Consider the following 18,948-nt stretch of genomic DNA (forward strand, 5'->3'; position numbering starts at 1 on the left):
TTTAGATACAATTTCCAATAAAAGAAACCATATATAATTATACTATATAAAAGGATAAAGGATTGATTCGATGATTGGAAAAAATAGTTTTTTAACAAAATCCAATAACGGATTCACTGAGAAATTAAAAACACTTTCTTCAAAAGTAGAAAAAAATGCGTATATAAAATATACTTCCAATAAATTAAAACAACTGATTGAAGATGCTGAATCTCCATATATCGTATTATTTATTGGTAAGGAAAAAGCAGGAAAAACTTCACTAATCAATGCACTCATTGGTAGAAATATACTGCCTGAAGGAAACAGAACGCATGTAAATACTTTGATTCGGTACGGAAAAAAAGAAAGAATAAAGGCAATATTTGTAGATGGAACAATTGTTCATTTCGATATGAAACATTTACATCTATTCATTGATACAAATACACTTGTTGGGGATATTCTCCGAAAATATTTGAGTTATATAGAGATTTATATTGACTGTGAAATACTAAAGAACGTCATATTTATTGATTCGGCACCGTTGGAAGCAGGGCAAAAAGGGGATTTATATATATCTGAAACGCTTATACAGCGAGCAGACGATGTGTTTTGGGTATTGAATTATGACACAGTGTTATTACAAGAAGAATTAGATCAATTAAAGAAGATTCATCAAATGGGGAAAAAGCCATTTTTTATTTTGAACACTAGCAAATATGAAGACAAAATTATAGAAGATTTTATCGCATCTGAAAAAAAACGCTACGGTGATTTCGTCGAAGAATTTATTGGTGTTTCCATCCAACAAGCGATGGAGGCAAAAAAATCCCATAATATGCAGCTTTATATTGATAGCCATATTAACGTCTTGCATACTAAAATAAACCATTTATCGAAGCAAAACATAAAAAGGGCTAAAAACATTGCCTTTCGATTTAAACAGTGGATTGAATTATTCGAAAGGGAAGTAAAGTTAATACCGGAACGCGAACCTTATTTGTCCGCTGCAAATTATATGAAAAATCTAGCAGCATTCAATAATACGATAGAACGTTCAAGCTATGAAAGAGATTTAAAAATCTTATCTGAATATGAAAAAGAATATGCTCATATTAGCCAAATATTTAAAAATATTCAAACGCTATACCAGTTACTACAAGTTCTTGAATTTGAAAAATATTTAAAAGACGACAGAGTTGATCTATTTGTTACACTTGCAATAAAGTATCATGAAAAAGTGCGAGAATATCGAAAACTTCATAGTGAATATATGCTGGAATATCAATATTTTGAAAAACAAGAAAAGAAGCTTTTACGTAAAAAGTTTGTAAAACCATTAATTCAAGACAATTCTAATGAAATCAATTTATTATTAAAGAAGGCAGAACATCTGAATCAATTACAGTGTAAGTGTAAAGATGCATATAATTCTATTAAAAGACTTGAACTTGATTTACTTAACGATTTATATAATACCCAAGATCATATTAATGATTTAACTCAACAACAACTTGAAAAAATAATGAATAAAGCTTATTTATTAAATAGCAACAGAAAAAAACAGCAGAGGAATATAGAAAAATATGTAAATAAATTAAATGAGTTTCAATGTATACGTGAAATACAAGAATTTCTTCAGCAAGAAATGAAACCATTATTAGAAAATGAATCTTTGCCATATTCACAAGAAGAACTTCATCATGTTTTATCAACAATCGATCATATTTCAAATGTAGATTTTTCAACCGAAGCATTATTATCTAATATTACGATTGACTCAATAGAACAGAATCTCACTATATCTGTAGATTTTGAAGAAAAATATTCATTTTATCCTTTAAACTTAACAGAATCAGATATAGTATCCGAAATTCCTCCAATTCCGATGGCAATCGATTTTCAACAGATTTTGAATTTCGATCATTAATCACAAAATTGTCGGCTGAAAAAGACGGTCCCTTTGTAACTGTGGCGCAACTTTAGTCGAATTTATTTGCGATGTATTAGAAACTTGTTTCGACTACCGCAGAAGCAAAGATTTATGTTCATAAGTAAAATGGTGTCTAGAAAGCTTTCGACTTTCTAGACACCATTTTTATTTCTTAGCTGAACCACTTTCAAATGTTACATTAGGATAATACATGTTTTTCACAAGCACATTAGGGCCTAAACATTTCACAGCTGGACAATGGCAATTTAATGATTTTGCTAAAGGTGTATCCAACCACTTATCAAAGATTTCTACTAATGAATCTGATTGAATATTTCCAAGAGGAGGAGTGTCACCAAAATCAGTGACAATAACGTCTCCTGTAAAGATATTGACGTTTAAACGAGAACGGCCATCCGGATCATTGCGCAACGTCACATTTTTTGCTTCTTTTAATCGTTTTAACAATGCTAAATCTTCTTCTTTCTTACTGCAATGATAAAACGGAAGTGTACCAAATAGCATCCACGTATTTTCATCTCGAATGTCGAGTAAATGGTGAATGGCATCGCGTGTTTCATCCAATGAAAGACTTGTTAATGACGAAGCGAAATCGGATGGGTACATTGGGTGTATTTCGTGCCTTTTACACTTCATTTCATGAACTACTTGATGATGAATCTGTTCAATGTATGGAACCGTTTTTTTGTTCAACATCGTTTCCGCCGAAACCATGACACCTTGTTCACTTAAAGCGCGAGCATTTTCAATCATACGTTCAAACATTTTCGCTCTCTGTTCATAAGTTGGTTTTCTATCCATCATCGCAAAGCCCGTTTCAACGAATTCATCAATCGTACTCCAATTGTGAGAAATATGGAGCACATCAATATAAGGCGCAATTTCCAAATATCTTTCTAAATCAAGGGTTAAATTCGAATTAATTTGCGTACGAATTCCTCGTTCATGGGCATATTGTAAAATTGGTTTCACATAATGTTGAATTGATTTTTTGCTAAGCATTGGCTCTCCGCCAGTTATACTCAAAGACCTTAATGTTGGAATTTCGTCCAATCGTTTTAACAGTAATTCAAGAGGTAGTGCATCTGGATCTTTTGTTTGTAAAGTGTATCCAACCGCACAATGAGCACAGCGCATATTGCATAAATAAGTTGTTGTAAACTCAATATTCGACAATACAAGTTTTCCGTATTGCATAACATCTAAATAACTTTCCCACGGATCATAATTTGGAGTAATTTTTTCTAAAGTAGTCATATCTTTCGAATCTCTTCCTTTCCAACTAACTATTTTCTCATAGTTTGCTAGTTTCGAAAACTAAAATTGCAGCAAATAGAACATTTTTCATAATATATCAGTAAACATTTAGCTAAACTACAACAAAAAATTCCATCAATAATCGGAATTATTGATGGAACTATTATTTTCGCTATAGTACACATCACCGTATTTATTTTCAACGATGGTTTTGACGATTTCAATTTTTGAATTGTTTAATGCTTGCACATTATAGCGATATTTGTCATTGCGAATAATGCTATTTTCTACATAGATTTTTGATTGATTTTGCGCATGTAAATCTGAATGCGCTCCATCTGTTAATTGCACACTCATGAGCTCTAATATGGATTCGTAATCAATCCAAATTTGAGCTTGTAAATGTTTCGAAATAAAACTTTCTTGAATATACACTTCACTGTGGTTTTGAATAAATAAAGCATTTCGTTTCCCTTGATAAATCTCAGAATTATTCAATATAACGGAACTATCATTGACAACAATTTGAGCTAAATCATGTTGGAAGATTTGACTATGATAGAAAAAGAAGTTTGAATCTTTCAAAACCTTTACTCCATAGGATTTTCCATTATATATTTGGCAATGTTCGAATTTTGCAGTGGAATGATCATTTATTTCAATTTGTACATTCATACTATTATGAAACTTCGTGTGAATTGCGTAAATCTCACAACGATGTAACAGAAATATACTTTTACCACGTTGAAAATCCGAATTGCTTAAATAAATTTTTACCTTTGATTTACATGCAATATGGGGCATTTGGTTGTAATAAAAGTTGCACCCGTCTACTTCCACCAATGAATTTGTCACTGCCAATATTCCGTTTCCGTTATTTTCTGAAATTTCACAGCGGTATACTCTCATGATTCCGCGATCAACATTAATAGCGGAATTGTTGTTTTGCGTAATTTGACATTGGAGGAGCATACACTCCGATTTTTTTTCTACATATATTCCAACGTGTCGGCCATTTACAATTAAACAATCTTTCATAGAACAAAACGACTTTTCGGTGATTGCCACTTGAGCGGATAAATGATCTTTAATAACCGTTTCATTACAATTGACTATAGATTCTTTACTTATTAATAATCCATTTTCATGTCCTGAATGAATTTCACAACGCTCAATTTGCATTTTAGATTTTTTTCTTGCTTGAACATTGATATTATGATGATTTGAAATCTCACAATGGGATAGTGTTCCATCACTATTTTGCAAGATGACACCGCATTCATTTCCATGTTGAATTGTGCATTGCTTTCCATTCAATACACTATTGTCAACAAAGAGTTGAGTAGCATTATGGGAGTAAAGAATGGTTGAATGTAAAAAAACATCTGAAGCTTCTTCGACTACAATTCCAAATCCTTCACCACGTTCAATTGAACTATTAAAATCCATGTATGTTGATCTTTCCACTGAAATTTGTCTTTCTGCGTGATGGTGCAAATGGCATTTCTTTGTTTGCATAAAAGATTGATCTGTGATCCAAAATCCTTTCAAAGCATTTGAACATTCACATGATTCTAAAAAAGCTTTTGAGTTTTTTGCAAAAAGCTGCATTTTTCCATTATGATGAAACTTGCAGTTGATAAATACACCATTACTATTATTTAGGAGTGCGATTCCTACTTCTTTTGCTTTTCTAAAATTGCTATTAACACCTTTTAAATATCCTCCGTTTACTGTAATGAGTACATCCACATTTCCTTCGATGATGCAGTGTTCAAAAATCGCTTCACCCTCAACATATAATTGGGCAGTCGGTGAAACTTTCATTTTTTTAAACGTAATACGAACGTTCTTGGGAATGATAAACATTCCTTCAATAACGGTTTGACCATTCCCATCACCAATGAGTGTCATATCTTTTTCAAATTGAATTGATTCTTTATATTTTTTAGGTAACAGCTGTACTGCTTCACCGTTACTCGCTTTAGCTAATGCACCTTTTAGTGTTTTATATTTTGAAAACATCAAATTGTAAAACAAACGAATTACCATTTAACCCCTCCTAAAAACTTACATATAACTATTCTCACTAAAAAATTGGAATTCTAATCCTTTTTTAATGAAACTAAGTAAAAAAATGATGTCGTTATAAGGGGTCTTCGTTAAAATGGTATAAGGATTTAATTCCTTCTTCAGTAAGGACAGAGGAGTAAAGTGGTCATTTCCTTGAATAAGTGTATAAAAGCCATTTGGGGTTGTGGTGAGAAGTATTGAAATTTAAGTCATAATGGTGAGTACGCTTCATTTTATGAAATGTTAAATTTTTATATTAAAGGTTTTCTCAAATAAGGACGCAATGAAAATTAAAGAAGGGAAGAAAATACATGAGAAGCAGGTTTACAAGGGCGGTATTATTTGCAGCATTAATCATCATGCTGGCCTTTTTGTTCCAACAGATTACAATTCAATTTTCAGGTGAAGGGTTTGACACGCCGCAAGAAGCATTGCCAAAAGATGCAGAGTATGAGTGGATTGAAGGGCCGAAAACAGAAAAAGAACATCGATATTTCTTTTTGTCCAATGGAAACTATTTTGGTACGGGTGTAGTAAAGAAAAATTTGAAAGGATGGTCAAGCGGTAACGGTGTATACGCAAAGCTGCCAAAGCGTTTAAATGAAAATGAAATCACTTCCGCTCATTCTGATGGAAAAATTCTATATGGATTAATAAATAAAGAAGGACAAGTAGAAGTGATCGTAAATGGTGAAAAAGCAACATTGCTCAATCTTTCAACATTACCAAAAGAAACAATTGATTTATATAAGGTAAATGATTATTTCATTTGGTATGTTGATTTGGAAAAACTCCAAGATTCCGAACATTTTCATATAGTAGTCAAAAATGATAAAGATGAAATCTTAAGTGAATTATCAATATAATAACTGACTAGAAATAGGGAATAATTAATAGAAAATCTCTCTTTAATTTTTTTATTGTTAAGTATAAACTATAATTAGCATTATCCAAAATATTCATAGAATTCATGAATGTAGCATTTTTATACACATCGTTGAATTCTTGAATCTTTTGGAATAAAATTTAATTGCCCAAATGGGTCATAAAAATCTCTAATGACAAAACATAATTTTAATGTAATTTACTTATGAAGATAAGTGAGTTATGATTGGTCATGGAGAAAAGAACTAGCAAGCCTTTTCAAAATTTATATAGGGGGATTACATATGACAAAGAGCAACTTACACAACAGTCGTGCTTCTTTTGAGTTAAATGGTAAAACGTATTATTATTACCGTTTAGCTGCTTTAGAAGAAGCAGGCATTGCAAAAGTTTCACGCCTACCTTATTCAATCAAAGTATTATTAGAATCTGTTCTACGTCAATATGATGACTATGTAATCAAAGAAGAACACGTAAATAATCTTGCAAAATGGGCAGAAGGTGCAGATCCAGAAGGAGAAGTACCATTCAAACCTTCTCGCGTAGTTCTACAAGACTTCACTGGAGTACCAGTAGTAGTAGACTTAGCTTCTTTACGTTCTGCTATGAAAGAATTAGGTGGAGACCCATCAAAAATCAATCCAGAAATTCCTGTTGACCTTGTAATTGACCACTCTGTACAAGTTGACAAATACGGTTCTCCAACTGCTTTACAAGCAAACATGGATTTAGAATTTGAACGCAACGCTGAACGTTACAAATTCTTAAAATGGGCTCAAACTGCATTCGATAACTTCCGTGCTGTACCACCTGCAACTGGTATCGTACACCAAGTAAACTTAGAGTATTTAGCACCAGTTATTCACGTTAAAGAAAATGAAGACGGCACATTCGAAGCATTCCCAGATTCAGTAGTTGGTACTGACTCCCACACTACAATGATCAACGGTCTTGGCGTTCTTGGTTGGGGTGTTGGTGGTATCGAAGCTGAAGCTGGTATGCTTGGACAACCATCTTACTTCACAATCCCAGAAGTTATCGGTGTTAAATTGACTGGTAAACTTCCAAACGGTGCTACTGCAACGGACTTAGCATTAAAAGTAACTCAAGTATTACGTAAACGCGGTGTAGTTGGTAAATTCGTTGAGTTCTTCGGTCCAGGTGTAGCTACATTGCCACTTGCAGACCGTGCAACAATTTCTAACATGGCTCCAGAATATGGTGCAACTTGCGGTTTCTTCGCAATTGACAATGAATCACTAAACTACATGCGTTTAACTGGACGCGATGAAGAACACGTTCAAGTTGTTGAAAAATACTTAAAAGAAAATGATATGTTCTTTGATCCAAACTTCGATCCAGTTTACACAGACGTATTAGAAATCAAATTAGACGAAATCGAACCAAACCTTTCTGGTCCAAAACGTCCACAAGACTTAATCCCGCTTTCTGAAATGAAAAAACGTTATCGTGAAGCGGTTGTAGCTCCAATGGGCGTACAAGGTTTCGGCTTAACAGAAGATGAATTTGCTAAAACTTCAACAATTAAATTTGAAGATGGCGAAGAATTAGAAATGCCTACAGGTGCTGTAGCAATTGCTGCCATCACATCTTGTACAAATACATCAAACCCTTACGTATTAATCGCTGCAGGTCTTGTTGCGAAAAAAGCGGTTGAACTTGGTATTAAACCACCAAGATGGGTAAAAACATCTTTAGCACCTGGTTCTAAAGTTGTAACAGGTTACTTAAAAGATTCTGGTTTACAAGATTACCTTGACCAAATCGGATTCAACACTGTAGGTTACGGATGTACAACATGTATCGGTAACTCTGGTCCATTACTTCCAGAAATCGAAGAAGCAATTAAATCAAAAGACTTATTTGTAACATCTGTTCTTTCTGGTAACCGTAACTTCGAAGGTCGTGTTCATCCATTAGTAAAAGCTAACTACTTAGCATCACCACCACTTGTTGTTGCTTATGCTTTAGCTGGTACTGTAGATATCGACCTACAAAAAGATCCAATTGCGAAAGACAAAGATGGTAAAGATGTTTACTTCAACGACATCTGGCCATCATCTGAAGAAGTATACGGCATCTTAAATAAAGTCGTTACACCTGAATTATTCAAGAAAGAATACGAAACAGTATTCACTGCAAACGAAAAATGGAATGCAATTGAAACATCAACTGAGTCTCTATACACATTTGATGAAAATTCAACTTATATCCAAAACCCACCATTCTTCCAAGGTTTATCTAAAGAACCAGCTCCAATTCAAGAGCTTAAAGGCTTACGCGTAATTGCGAAGTTTGGTGACTCTATTACAACTGACCACATTTCACCAGCTGGTGCAATTGGTAAAGATACACCTGCAGGTAAATACTTACAAGAAAAAGGTGTAGCAATTCGTGACTTCAACTCTTACGGTTCACGCCGTGGTAACCATGAAGTCATGATGCGTGGTACATTTGCAAACATTCGTATCCGCAACCAAGTAGCACCTGGTACAGAAGGTGGATTCACAACTTACTGGCCAACAGGCGAAGTTGAATACATTTATGATGCAGCAATGAAATATCAAGAACAAGGTACTGGCTTAGTAGTTCTTGCTGGCAACGATTACGGTATGGGATCTAGCCGTGACTGGGCTGCAAAAGGTACTTACTTATTAGGTATTAAAACAGTTATCGCACAAAGCTATGAACGTATCCACCGTTCTAACCTAGTAATGATGGGTGTATTACCACTTCAATTCATGCCTGGCGAAAACGCAGATACTCTTGGCTTAACAGGTAGAGAAGAGATCTCTGTAAATATCACTGACGATGTAAAACCTCGTCAAATTTTAACAGTAACTGCTAAATCTGAAGACGGAACAGTGAAAGAATTCCAAGCTTTAGCTCGTTTCGACTCAGAAGTAGAAGTAGACTACTACCGTCATGGCGGTATCCTACAGATGGTATTAAGAAATAAATTGGCTGGTAAATAATTTCTAGCTTAGTAAGCAGGTTGACTTGTTCAACCTGCTTTTTTAATTGACTGTTGGAGAAAGATGCTTTGGCAAATATGTTGTTAAATTCGACTATTATCGCGAAACGTTTGACTATTAATTACTTCACTTTGACTAATATCTTAACTTTCAGCATTTAATTTCAATTAATTGGCTATTAAGTTCATCATGTTGACTATTATTTATAGCAGTTTGACTATTATGAGATTGATTTTGACTATTATCCAATATTTCTGAAACTGTTTTTTTACAGTTGGCAATTATGTTCACAGTTTTGACTATTATCTTTCGTAGAGTGACTATTATGGAGCAAAGGTTGACTAATATCTTAACTCAGAAATAGAAGTAGATAAGTAGGAAAATCACGTCTAAAAAGAGAAGGGGAGGGGTTTTTCAATCGAGTAGGAGGGAGCGATTAACTCCCGTCCTCTCACACCACCGTACGTACGGTTCCGTATACGGCGGTTCAATTAAGATAATTGACGCAAGTTTTCATAACGAGCTTCAAGACTTTTCAGCCCTTGGTTTCTCCAATAGGAGTTACCAAGGGTTCTGTGTAATATTGGACTTTTTGAAATACGCCAATAACTCTTCCGAGTATTTCCCCATTCATACGCTTGCCATTGTGGTACGCCAAGTTGAATAAGGTTGCGTATCTTTGTTTTCGGTTTCTTCCAGTTCTTCCATAGACACATTCGAAGTCTTCTACGAATCCATTTATCTAATTCAGGGAATATAGATTTGGTGTCTGCTAACGCAAAATATCCACACCATCCCATTAGATATTGATTCAGTTTCTGAATGCGGTATTCCATCGGGTAGGGCATCTTGCGTGATGTGATTTCACGAACTTTATTCTTCATTCGTTTAAGGCTTTCTTTTGCGATACGAACCTTTGGCTCTTTATGATAGGTAAAGCTAAATCCTAGAAACTTACGTTTCCATGGACGGTCGACCGCTGATTTCTTTTCATTTACTTTCAGTCGTAGTTTTCCTTCAATAAATCGCTGGATACTTGCCATTGTGCGAAGTCCTGCTCGTTTACTTTTCACGTAAATGTTACAGTCATCCGCATATCGAACGAATTTGTGTCCTCTTCTTTCCAATTCTTTATCTAGTTCATCTAGTACAATGTTAGATAGTAGCGGACTTAATGGTCCTCCTTGTGGAGTTCCTTCTAATGTGCTTGACACCACACCATTAATCATGACGCCCGATTGTAAATACTTACGAATCAATTTCAGTAATGGTTTATCTTGGATTCTCTTCGCGAGTGTACCCATTAATCTGTCATGGTTGACCTTATCAAAGAATTTCTCCAAGTCCATATCTACAACCCATCGATATCCATCTCTTATATATTCTTTCGCTTTTCTCATCGCATCATGAGCACTTCGGTTTGGTCGAAATCCGTAGCTGTTTTCAGAGAATGTAGGGTCATACACTTTTGAAAGTACTTGGGCGATTGCTTGTTGAATCAAACGGTCTGTTACGGTAGGGATTCCTAGTAAACGAACACCGCCATCAGGTTTCGGGATTTCGACTCTGCGGACTGGCATCGGTTCATAAGTTCCCTTGAGAATTGCTTCTTTAATCGATAGCCAGTTTTCAACTATGTGCTGTCGTAGATTTTGTACGGGCATCATATCTACTCCGTGGCTTCCTTTATTCTGTTCTACACGTTTTAGTGCTTGAAGCATATTCTCCCGTGACAGGATTTGATTCAAAAGCATCGTTATTCTCCTTCCGTGAATAGCTTATCTTCTTATGCCAGTGGTCACTCCACCCTCCAAGAGGTCCCCCACGGGATTCACCGCTTCCTCCCTCAAGTGAGGTACTACGTTTTCTGTGTTCATCATGACTCACTGAATGCCAAGGGCTATTCTCTCTTAATTGTTCGGTCCTTCTCAGTTGTTCTAGACCAACTAATACTATGACCTCTGCTGACTTCTGACGGTTCAGCTACTTATCACTAAGTAGGTTATGAAGTGTACTTCACGTATCCATCAGACCTCCCTGGGTAAGAATGTAATCTTTCCTTCCATCTATCTGCTTCATTTACTCTGTATCACCTTCGGCAGAAAGGACTTTGTTTTGTTGAGCAAACTCATCCAATGATACCTAGCCTTGTATGAAGTTCGTGTTCCTCAGACCGGAAGTTTGCCGCTCGCTTCCTTCAGATTCCGCGTCACCACAGACACCCTTGCGTTAAGCTAACCGTTACTTCTGCCTTCACGGCTCGGGACTTGCACCCTATAGATTACATCCATGCCAGGCGCACACAAAAAATCATCCAACTACTTCATCGTAGTTGGATGATTAGAGATTAAAAATTTGGTTATCGTAGAATTATAATAGTTCTTTTCTTAAATCTTCTGGAGATTTAGGAGATAGTAAGCCAAATGGAATATCAAACACTGTTTTAGCACCTTTATCTCCATTTTGACTTAATCGATATGCAGCACGTGCATAAGCTACCAGAGCGCTAGAAGTAAACATCGGATTGCTTTCAAGATTCAAACTAAATTCAATAATTTGTTTATGACCTTCGTCGCTTTTACCGCTTCGAATAACAAATCCACCATGAGGCATTCCGCTATGATTCTGCTTTAATTCTTCTTCAGAAATAAAGTGTACAGTTGTATCATATTCATCAAAATAATTTGGCATTGTTTTGATTTCATGCTCTACTTTTGCAGGATCTGCTCCTTCTTCTAATACGACAAAACATTCTCGAGCATGTTTTTCACGTGTTGAAAGTTCAGGATTTTCACCACTGCGCACACGATTTACCGCTTCATCAATAGGAATTGTATATTGTACAGCATTTTTTACACCTTGAATTCGGCGGATTGCATCAGAATGCCCTTGGCTTACACCTTTTCCCCAGAACGTATATGTATTTCCTACAGGTAATACAACTTCACCGAGAAGGCGATTTAAAGAGAATAATCCTGGGTCCCAACCAACTGAAATAATTGCAACTTTTCCGGATTGTTCAGCTGCAGCATTGACAGCATCAAAATAATCAGGAATACGTGCGTGTGTGTCAAAACTATCAATTGTATTAAAATATTGAGCAAAATATGGTCCCTGTTCTGGCAAATCTGTTGCAGAACCACCACATAATATCATCACATCGATTTCATCTTTATAAGATTGTGCATCGTCCACATGAAGAACTTTCACATTTGATTTAACAGCCACTGTTTTTGGATCTCGGCGCGTAAACACCGCCACTAATTCCATATCTGGATTTTGTTGAATCGCCGCTTCTACTCCCCGACCTAAATTTCCGTAACCAACAATCCCAATTCTAATTTTACTCATAACTTCTCCTACCTCCTAAAACAACAAAAAATATATTTTTTATATTACCTCTTTGAACATCATTGTACAATAAATTTTTATACAATTCTTTGCATGAATAATAATCTTATCATTATTGTAATAAAACTATTAAGAAATAATCATTAGGTTTATATAATATTATTATGTATACTAAAATGTAATTATAAAATTAAAATATGTATTTAGTTTGTTCACAATCATGATTTTGATATACTGGTAGTGTATGACATCAATAGATGTAAATAGGAGGATTTAAAATGAAAAAACTTTCAGCCATTGTACTTGCATTTGCATTAGTTTTCTCTAATGTTGGTACAGTTGTATTTCACGATGGTGGGGACATCACTGTTGAAGCCAAATCTTACAAATCAGGCAAAAAAGGTTTTAGCGGCAATAATGGTGCAACAAAAAACCGCATGACAAATGATGATGCTAGTACAAATGGTAGCGTTAACAAAGCAACAACAAATAAAAACGACAATAATACAGCTTCTTCCACGAAAAAGGGTGGTTTTTCTTCCGGTGGATTAATGAAAGGTCTTATGATCGGTGGACTTGCTGGATTATTGTTTGGAAGCCTATTTGCTGACATGGGATTACTAGGAAATCTCTTAGGCTTAGTTATTAATCTCGGTGCCATTTTATTGATTGCATATTTAATCATTAAAATTTATTTCATGATTAAACGAAAAAGTGAAAAAGAGGTTACGGAAAATTGGAGAAGATAACGTTATCTGAACAAGAGATCATTGATGCCGTTTGTCTATTCCACGCTAAATTTAAACATGTCAATCCAGAAGATGTGGAAGTAGAGTTGATGTATGATGATGCTAGTGGTTTTACAGCTGAAGCGTATGTAAACGGCGAAATGGAACCTTATAACACTGTTAATTTCATTACAGCAATTCGACTTTACATTGAGGAACAATTGCATCGAGATGCAATGGCAGCCCGAATTGTTTTAGATCTTCACGATGAAGAAGGAATTATTGCAAATATTGATTGGTAAAGAAGAAGGCGTCTCGAGAGATTTTTCAAGACGCCTTCTTTTCATAAGTCGCTTTTTCCTTTACTCCAAATATATTGGAATGCAAATTGACTTATAAGCAGTAAGCCTGTCCAAAAGTACAATTGGACAGGCCCTTTCAATTTCATGGCGACAACTAAAAATCCGTATTTTATTAATTTTCATAAAAATCAACTATTTTGTTTTCATTTGTTTTATGTTATGTTCAAAAAGAGATTTGAAATGAAAGTGGGATTCATATGACAATGGATGCTAGAAAAGTGTATAACGGAATTGTTTTACTAACAGGATATCTTCAACGATTATATGTATTTGAAAATATTCACCATCAATTAAACCTTCCTCATGATTCAGAACGAATTCAAAAGGTGAAGGAATTATTTGATAATACCCTTGCAATGTTACCTATTTTTGAACAAGCAAAAGAACTCGCTCCAACCCAAGTTAATAAGTTAAAATCTGTAACTAATGAAGTAGAGAGTTTAATGGCAAGTTATTTTAAAGATGAACCTGTCTCATTTCAAGAAAAGTTGGCTTATGTTGGGTCAAGCCTTTATGCTGAACAACATGTAAATTTAGGAATCATCCGCCTTGGTAAAGTATTTCAGGTGGAAGTGAATAGAGATTTCGAAATGCGTACGAAGTTTTATGAAGAGCGAACTAAATTCATTGATACGATTGTTTCTTTAATTAAGAAAAATCAACAAATTGAAGATAAAGCGATGGAAATCATTGAATCTTGGTATACAAATGTCAAAAACAATAAAGAAAATATTCTCAATGATCTCAAAACGATCAGTACATTAATTGGTTTTTAACACAAAAACTGATGGAATGATATAGTCCATTCACATCAGTTTTTTCATTTTAATATAATATTTAATTATCCAGAGGCTGCCAATATATCGCATTAGAATCTTTATATTCATCGTATCTCACTATCCAATTTTTGTAGAGTAGGCAATTCGTATAAGTATAAGTATTATTCCCAATAAACTCCTCAAATATAGATGGAAAAAAATGATATATCTTGCATCTCTCATTTGCACGATTATTTCATTGAGGTATACTGTTTTAGAGGTGATACAAATGTTTGTCAGCGAAAAAGAAGTAGAAATCCGCTATGCGGACACCGATCAAATGGGGGTTGTCTACCACGCAAACTACCTTATTTGGATGGAAATGGGCAGAACCCAACTCATTCATGATTTAGGGTTTAACTATGTAAAATTAGAAGAAATGGGTTATGTTTCGCCTGTCATCGATTTATCCATCCAATATAAAAAATCAATGAGATATGGACAAATTGCTAAAGTACGTACATGGGTAGAACAACATGACAAATTGAGGACTACATATGGTTATGAAATTTTACACGAAGATGGTTCTGTTGCCGCAAGTGGCACGACTGTAAATATCTTAGTAAAAAAAGACAATTTCAAACCTGTTCCACTTCGAAAAGTTGATCCTGAATGGGATTCAAAATATAACGAAATAGCTCGAACAAAAAAAGAAAAAACTTCTTAATAAAATGAATGACTAGTTTTATGGCTAGTCATTTTCCTTTTTAACGATAATTCTATATTGGATGAATCATTTTTGATATAATGACGATTGTGAGTAAAAAGGAGGGATGTTCATGGTGCAAACTTTAGAATTAACAAAATGTTTTATCGTCTTAACAAACACAGCTCGAGAAGCGATTAAGAAACATTTTACCGATGAACATGCCTTTTTTAGTTTACAATCATCATTTTTTGTTTTTTTAGAAAAACAATCGATAGAAGAAACATCCCTATCCCTTACGATTTATTTTGACAATCGTCGAAATGAAAAATTATCGAAAAAAATGAACGAACGCGTCGTGATTTTAGACTGTGTATTTGATATAAAAAATGGCCTTATAGCGAAAAGTTTCCGAACAAAGGGTAAACATACACCCGTTGATACAAACAGACGAAAGGGCATGCGAATCCATTTCGTCCCTTCTAGAATCAATGGCCATTCTTACTCAGAGCACTTTATAAAAACCATCGCTCAATTACCTGTAGCACAAGAAAAATACGACTATGTAAATAAACGGATTTCAAGCTGGGAAGGTTATTTAAAAGTTTTATATAAAAATGCCAACATCGATGACATCGAGGCAAATATCCAATCCATTTCTTACAGTTCAGACTTTTCAACGGTTTCATTAAAGGTACGTGGTATTCGTGATAAAGAATGGAAATCGTTAAAAGGGATGAACGCTTATGTTCATGGCATAAAAAATGAAATTGGGGAAATTGTCAAAACGAATATTCAACATCAAACCATCGATATTGAATTAGCTCCTCAAATAAGTAAATTAGCAAAAGAAAATGTTTTTGATTTTCATACGGATTCCATCACCTTTAGCAATGCCTCGACAAAATCTCAGTTAAATCGTCTTTTAAAAGGCTTTGATCGACTAAAAGAAGGACTTGCCGCAAATCCTAATCTAGAAAACTTTTTATTTGAAGATGTTCCAAACGTAGCAAAACGCAATAACCATCTTGAAATTGAATTCCATAACAATTTAAACAAATATCAAAGAGAAGCGGTAAGGGGTGCACTAGAAGCCGAAGATTTATTTGTCATTCAAGGCCCGCCCGGCACCGGTAAGACGACCGTTATTTCTGAAATTTGTTATCAAAACGTCAAAATGGGGCTAAGAACGCTTATTGCCTCCCAATCAAATTTAGCTGTTGATAATGCCCTTGGAAGACTACTAGCAAATAAAGATATTCGTATTTTACGGTACGGTCGTACAGAAAGCATTGAAGAAGAAGGCAAAAAATTTATTGAGGAAAATGTTGCAGAATATTGGAAAACACAAACCTTTGATGCCATTTCGAAGGAAATTAACCAACATGAGCATAAAGAAGAATTATTACAAAAAGAAATAGAGGATTACAAAACGCAAATTGAACAGCTAACAGAAAAAGTAGCTCAACTTGAACGTGATATTTTGCGAAAAAAGGAAGCCGAGAAAGAATTAAAAGGTATATTTGAGTCGATTGCTGAGCTAAAGAAACAAATTATCTCTAAGCATAAAGAAAAAGATAAAACCGAAAAATCAATCGAAACATTGCAAAACTCTTTAAACGAACGGACAGAAAAGCTCAGAGAAATCGAAGAAACGATAGCAAGCAAAGGTCTTAATCAAATTCAGCAAGAAATTAAAGACGCACAAAAACACATTCGAGAAAGTGAAAACTTAATCAACTATGTTCATGTGGAACAAAAATTGAATGAAGCACAAGCTGAATGGCAACGAGTAGTAGATGAAATCACAATATTGAAAAGAAAACAAGAGGAATTCAGCGATACGTTTAACCAATTGCAATCTTATAAAAAATTAGAAGAAGTAGAAGGATTTATTGAAACTCATGGAATCAAAAGAGGGTTTGTCATTAATCAGTTGCTGCTTGATATGGACAAAATTTATCAACAAATATTGAAATTAAAACCCGCGAAGCAAATTTCTGAACGGATTGAAAAAGCCATTGAATACAATGAAAAAACATTAAAAATTCAAATAGAGCCCGTTCAGCTGCCGCCAAATCATCAATATTCTTTACATGAAGTGAATGAGTTTCTAGATAAATTAGCGCTTGCTTTTAAACAACAAAAAATCAATCGCCAAAATGGAATTCCTTCTATACGCGGCCTATATATCAGAAGGCTTTATGTCAATGAGCTATTATTGCAATTCAAAGGATTAGCAGAAGAATCGAAAACCGTTTTTGAAAAATTAAAAATGGAAGTTGCGGAACAATATTCACTACAATTAGGGCTTAGCGAACAACATATTCAATCGTTAAGCCAAAAAGAGATGCAACTGCAACAATTGATTCAACAATATCATCAAGAACTAAAGAATTTCCAAATAGAAAACACAGATTTCATACCATCTATTGACGAGTTACAAGTTATCATCGACGCATTAAATGAAAAGATTTCTTCACTAACTGAACAACAAGCCAATTATCAAACATATGAACATGAAAAAGCTCAAATCAATCAAGAGATTGCCACAATTGAAAAAGAACTTTCCAATGGTGGAGAATTATTATCGACCATACATAAAGAATTAAAAGAATTACATCGACAAGGCATTGTTTTAGAGAAAAAAGCTGAACAGTTGCAACAACTCATAAAACAAAATCCTGAGTTCGAACTGGAACAAACGAAAGAAAAAATTAAGGATTTCCAATTAAAAATTGAAAAATTACATCAACAAATTGAACTGTTGCCAATCACAAAGGAAATTCAAAAAGAATGGTTTTCATTACTAAATAATTCTACTGAACACGATTTAGATGAAATCCGAAAACTATATGTGAAACATGCAAATGTGATTGGTACAACTTGTGTTGCTTCCGCAAATAAAGATTTTATGGACAATTATCCTATTTTTGATGTCGTCATTATTGATGAAGTATCAAAAGCAACACCGCCTGAATTATTACTTCCAATGTTAAAAGGGAAAAAAATTATTCTTGTCGGCGACCACCATCAGTTGCCACCATTAATCGGTGACGATACATTTGAAGAAACATTGGAAGTAGTTATGAAAGAAAGCGACACTTTTGAAGAAAAAAGGGAACTCGAGAAGCTTTTGGAAGAATCATTATTTGAACGCCTATATAAAAATTTACCTAGCACAAATAAGAAAATGCTAGGAATTCAATACAGAATGCATGAAAAGATTATGCAAACCATCACTCCATTTTATAGGACCGGCAACGAGTCCTTACATTGTGGTTTAGATAATTCTGATGAAGCAAGAGATCATAAATTAAATGGAAATTATGTAAAACGCCATGAACATTTATTATGGTTCGATCTACCAAACGAGCCACATTACTTTGAAGAAAGAATGAAGGAAGGCGCTAGTTTATTTAACTCTTCCGAACTAGAAACAATACGGAAACTATTAATCGATTTAAACGAAGCAACTGCAAAATCAAAAGAACAAGGCTTACTTGAAAATGATGCTTTAAAATCCGTTGGTGTGATTAGTTTCTATCGAGAGCAAGTAAATCGAGTTAATTTGTTAATAGAAGAGTTGAATTTGTCCCATTTACATATTCGGACAGGCTCTGTCGATAAATTCCAGGGTATGGAAATGGACGTTATACTACTAAGTATGGTTCGAAACAATCCACATGGAGAAATCGGTTTTGCAAAAGATTACCGCCGGTTAAACGTTGCATTATCGAGAGCAAGAGAATTACTGATGATTATTGGCAGCTCAGAAATGTTCATGAATCGACCAAAAGCAAAGAACACTAAAGAAATGTATCAATATCTATATGAAGTAGTGGAAAAACAACAAGGTATTCGAAAAATAACAAAGGAGACGTTCTTAACATAAA

Annotated in this window: 12 protein-coding genes; 8 read left to right on the forward strand and 4 right to left on the reverse strand. The window is 34.5% G+C overall.

Annotation, left to right across the window (positions count from 1 at the left end; all coding sequences use genetic code 11):
* Positions 1 to 70: 70 nt before the first annotated feature.
* Positions 71 to 1,912, forward strand: coding sequence for a dynamin family protein (locus tag NST98_RS03770; RefSeq protein ID WP_340714475.1), 1,842 nt, complete (start codon positions 71 to 73; stop codon positions 1,910 to 1,912).
* Positions 1,913 to 2,080: 168 nt separating this feature from the next.
* Here the strand turns inward: NST98_RS03770 and yfkAB are convergent, their stop codons facing one another.
* Both yfkAB and NST98_RS03780 read right to left on the reverse strand, forming a co-directional pair.
* A complete protein-coding gene (yfkAB, locus tag NST98_RS03775; protein WP_340714476.1) occupies positions 2,081 to 3,193 on the reverse strand; it encodes a radical SAM/CxCxxxxC motif protein YfkAB in 1,113 nt (370 codons plus the stop codon).
* A gap of 135 nt (positions 3,194 to 3,328) precedes the next feature.
* Positions 3,329 to 5,245, reverse strand: a complete 1,917-nt coding sequence (locus NST98_RS03780; RefSeq protein ID WP_016838074.1) for a right-handed parallel beta-helix repeat-containing protein — start codon at positions 5,243 to 5,245, stop codon at positions 3,329 to 3,331.
* A 332-nt stretch (positions 5,246 to 5,577) separates the two neighbouring features.
* On the opposite strand from NST98_RS03780, the gene NST98_RS03785 reads away from it, so the two are divergent.
* Together NST98_RS03785 and acnA are read left to right on the forward strand one after the other, a co-directional pair.
* Positions 5,578 to 6,132 (forward strand): hypothetical protein, encoded by a 555-nt coding sequence (locus NST98_RS03785; protein WP_340714477.1) that lies wholly within the window; start codon positions 5,578 to 5,580, stop codon positions 6,130 to 6,132.
* Between the two features lie 303 nt (positions 6,133 to 6,435).
* Complete coding sequence (gene acnA, locus NST98_RS03790) at positions 6,436 to 9,147, forward strand: aconitate hydratase AcnA (RefSeq protein WP_339288486.1); 2,712 nt, start codon at positions 6,436 to 6,438, stop codon at positions 9,145 to 9,147.
* Between the two features lie 491 nt (positions 9,148 to 9,638).
* Here the strand turns inward: acnA and ltrA are convergent, their stop codons facing one another.
* Together ltrA and NST98_RS03800 are read right to left on the reverse strand one after the other, a co-directional pair.
* Entirely contained in the window at positions 9,639 to 10,901 is a 1,263-nt protein-coding gene (gene ltrA, locus NST98_RS03795; RefSeq protein ID WP_340714478.1) for a group II intron reverse transcriptase/maturase, read from the reverse strand.
* Positions 10,902 to 11,517: 616 nt separating this feature from the next.
* Positions 11,518 to 12,498: a diaminopimelate dehydrogenase gene (locus NST98_RS03800; RefSeq protein ID WP_016838077.1), complete on the reverse strand. Its 981-nt coding sequence runs from the start codon at positions 12,496 to 12,498 to the stop codon at positions 11,518 to 11,520.
* Between the two features lie 278 nt (positions 12,499 to 12,776).
* Here NST98_RS03800 and NST98_RS03805 point away from each other — a divergent pair, with 278 nt between their 5' ends.
* The 5 genes from NST98_RS03805 (at position 12,777) to NST98_RS03825 (ending at position 18,947) form a co-directional block, all read left to right on the forward strand.
* On the forward strand, positions 12,777 to 13,247 hold the full coding sequence (locus NST98_RS03805) for a hypothetical protein (protein WP_016838078.1): 471 nt from the start codon (positions 12,777 to 12,779) through the stop codon (positions 13,245 to 13,247).
* Positions 13,235 to 13,528: a YxcD family protein gene (locus NST98_RS03810; protein ID WP_340714479.1), complete on the forward strand. Its 294-nt coding sequence runs from the start codon at positions 13,235 to 13,237 to the stop codon at positions 13,526 to 13,528. Before NST98_RS03805 ends, NST98_RS03810 begins: the two co-directional genes overlap by 13 nt.
* A 257-nt stretch (positions 13,529 to 13,785) precedes the next feature.
* Positions 13,786 to 14,364: a transcriptional regulator gene (locus tag NST98_RS03815; protein ID WP_340714480.1), complete on the forward strand. Its 579-nt coding sequence runs from the start codon at positions 13,786 to 13,788 to the stop codon at positions 14,362 to 14,364.
* 271 nt (positions 14,365 to 14,635) lie between these two features.
* Complete coding sequence (locus NST98_RS03820) at positions 14,636 to 15,073, forward strand: acyl-CoA thioesterase (protein ID WP_340714481.1); 438 nt, start codon at positions 14,636 to 14,638, stop codon at positions 15,071 to 15,073.
* Positions 15,074 to 15,185: 112 nt separating this feature from the next.
* Positions 15,186 to 18,947 (forward strand): DEAD/DEAH box helicase, encoded by a 3,762-nt coding sequence (locus tag NST98_RS03825; protein WP_340714482.1) that lies wholly within the window; start codon positions 15,186 to 15,188, stop codon positions 18,945 to 18,947.
* Position 18,948: the final 1 nt, after the last annotated feature.

It is taken from the genome of Ureibacillus sp. FSL W8-0352 (assembly GCF_038004345.1).
Taxonomy (GTDB): Bacteria; Bacillota; Bacilli; order Bacillales_A; family Planococcaceae; genus Ureibacillus; species Ureibacillus thermosphaericus.

What these genes read in the sequence shown, in the direction of transcription:
- NST98_RS03815 (WP_340714480.1), top strand. Translation starts at nt 13,786, where the DNA reads ATGACAATGGATGCTAGAAAAGTGTATAACGGAATTGTTTTACTAACA.
- NST98_RS03825 (WP_340714482.1), top strand. Translation starts at nt 15,186, where the DNA reads ATGGTGCAAACTTTAGAATTAACAAAATGTTTTATCGTCTTAACAAAC.
- ltrA (WP_340714478.1), bottom strand. Translation starts at nt 10,901, where the DNA reads ATGCTTTTGAATCAAATCCTGTCACGGGAGAATATGCTTCAAGCACTA.
- NST98_RS03805 (WP_016838078.1), top strand. Translation starts at nt 12,777, where the DNA reads ATGAAAAAACTTTCAGCCATTGTACTTGCATTTGCATTAGTTTTCTCT.
- acnA (WP_339288486.1), top strand. Translation starts at nt 6,436, where the DNA reads ATGACAAAGAGCAACTTACACAACAGTCGTGCTTCTTTTGAGTTAAAT.
- NST98_RS03820 (WP_340714481.1), top strand. Translation starts at nt 14,636, where the DNA reads ATGTTTGTCAGCGAAAAAGAAGTAGAAATCCGCTATGCGGACACCGAT.
- NST98_RS03770 (WP_340714475.1), top strand. Translation starts at nt 71, where the DNA reads ATGATTGGAAAAAATAGTTTTTTAACAAAATCCAATAACGGATTCACT.
- NST98_RS03800 (WP_016838077.1), bottom strand. Translation starts at nt 12,498, where the DNA reads ATGAGTAAAATTAGAATTGGGATTGTTGGTTACGGAAATTTAGGTCGG.
- NST98_RS03780 (WP_016838074.1), bottom strand. Translation starts at nt 5,245, where the DNA reads ATGGTAATTCGTTTGTTTTACAATTTGATGTTTTCAAAATATAAAACA.
- yfkAB (WP_340714476.1), bottom strand. Translation starts at nt 3,193, where the DNA reads ATGACTACTTTAGAAAAAATTACTCCAAATTATGATCCGTGGGAAAGT.
- NST98_RS03785 (WP_340714477.1), top strand. Translation starts at nt 5,578, where the DNA reads ATGAGAAGCAGGTTTACAAGGGCGGTATTATTTGCAGCATTAATCATC.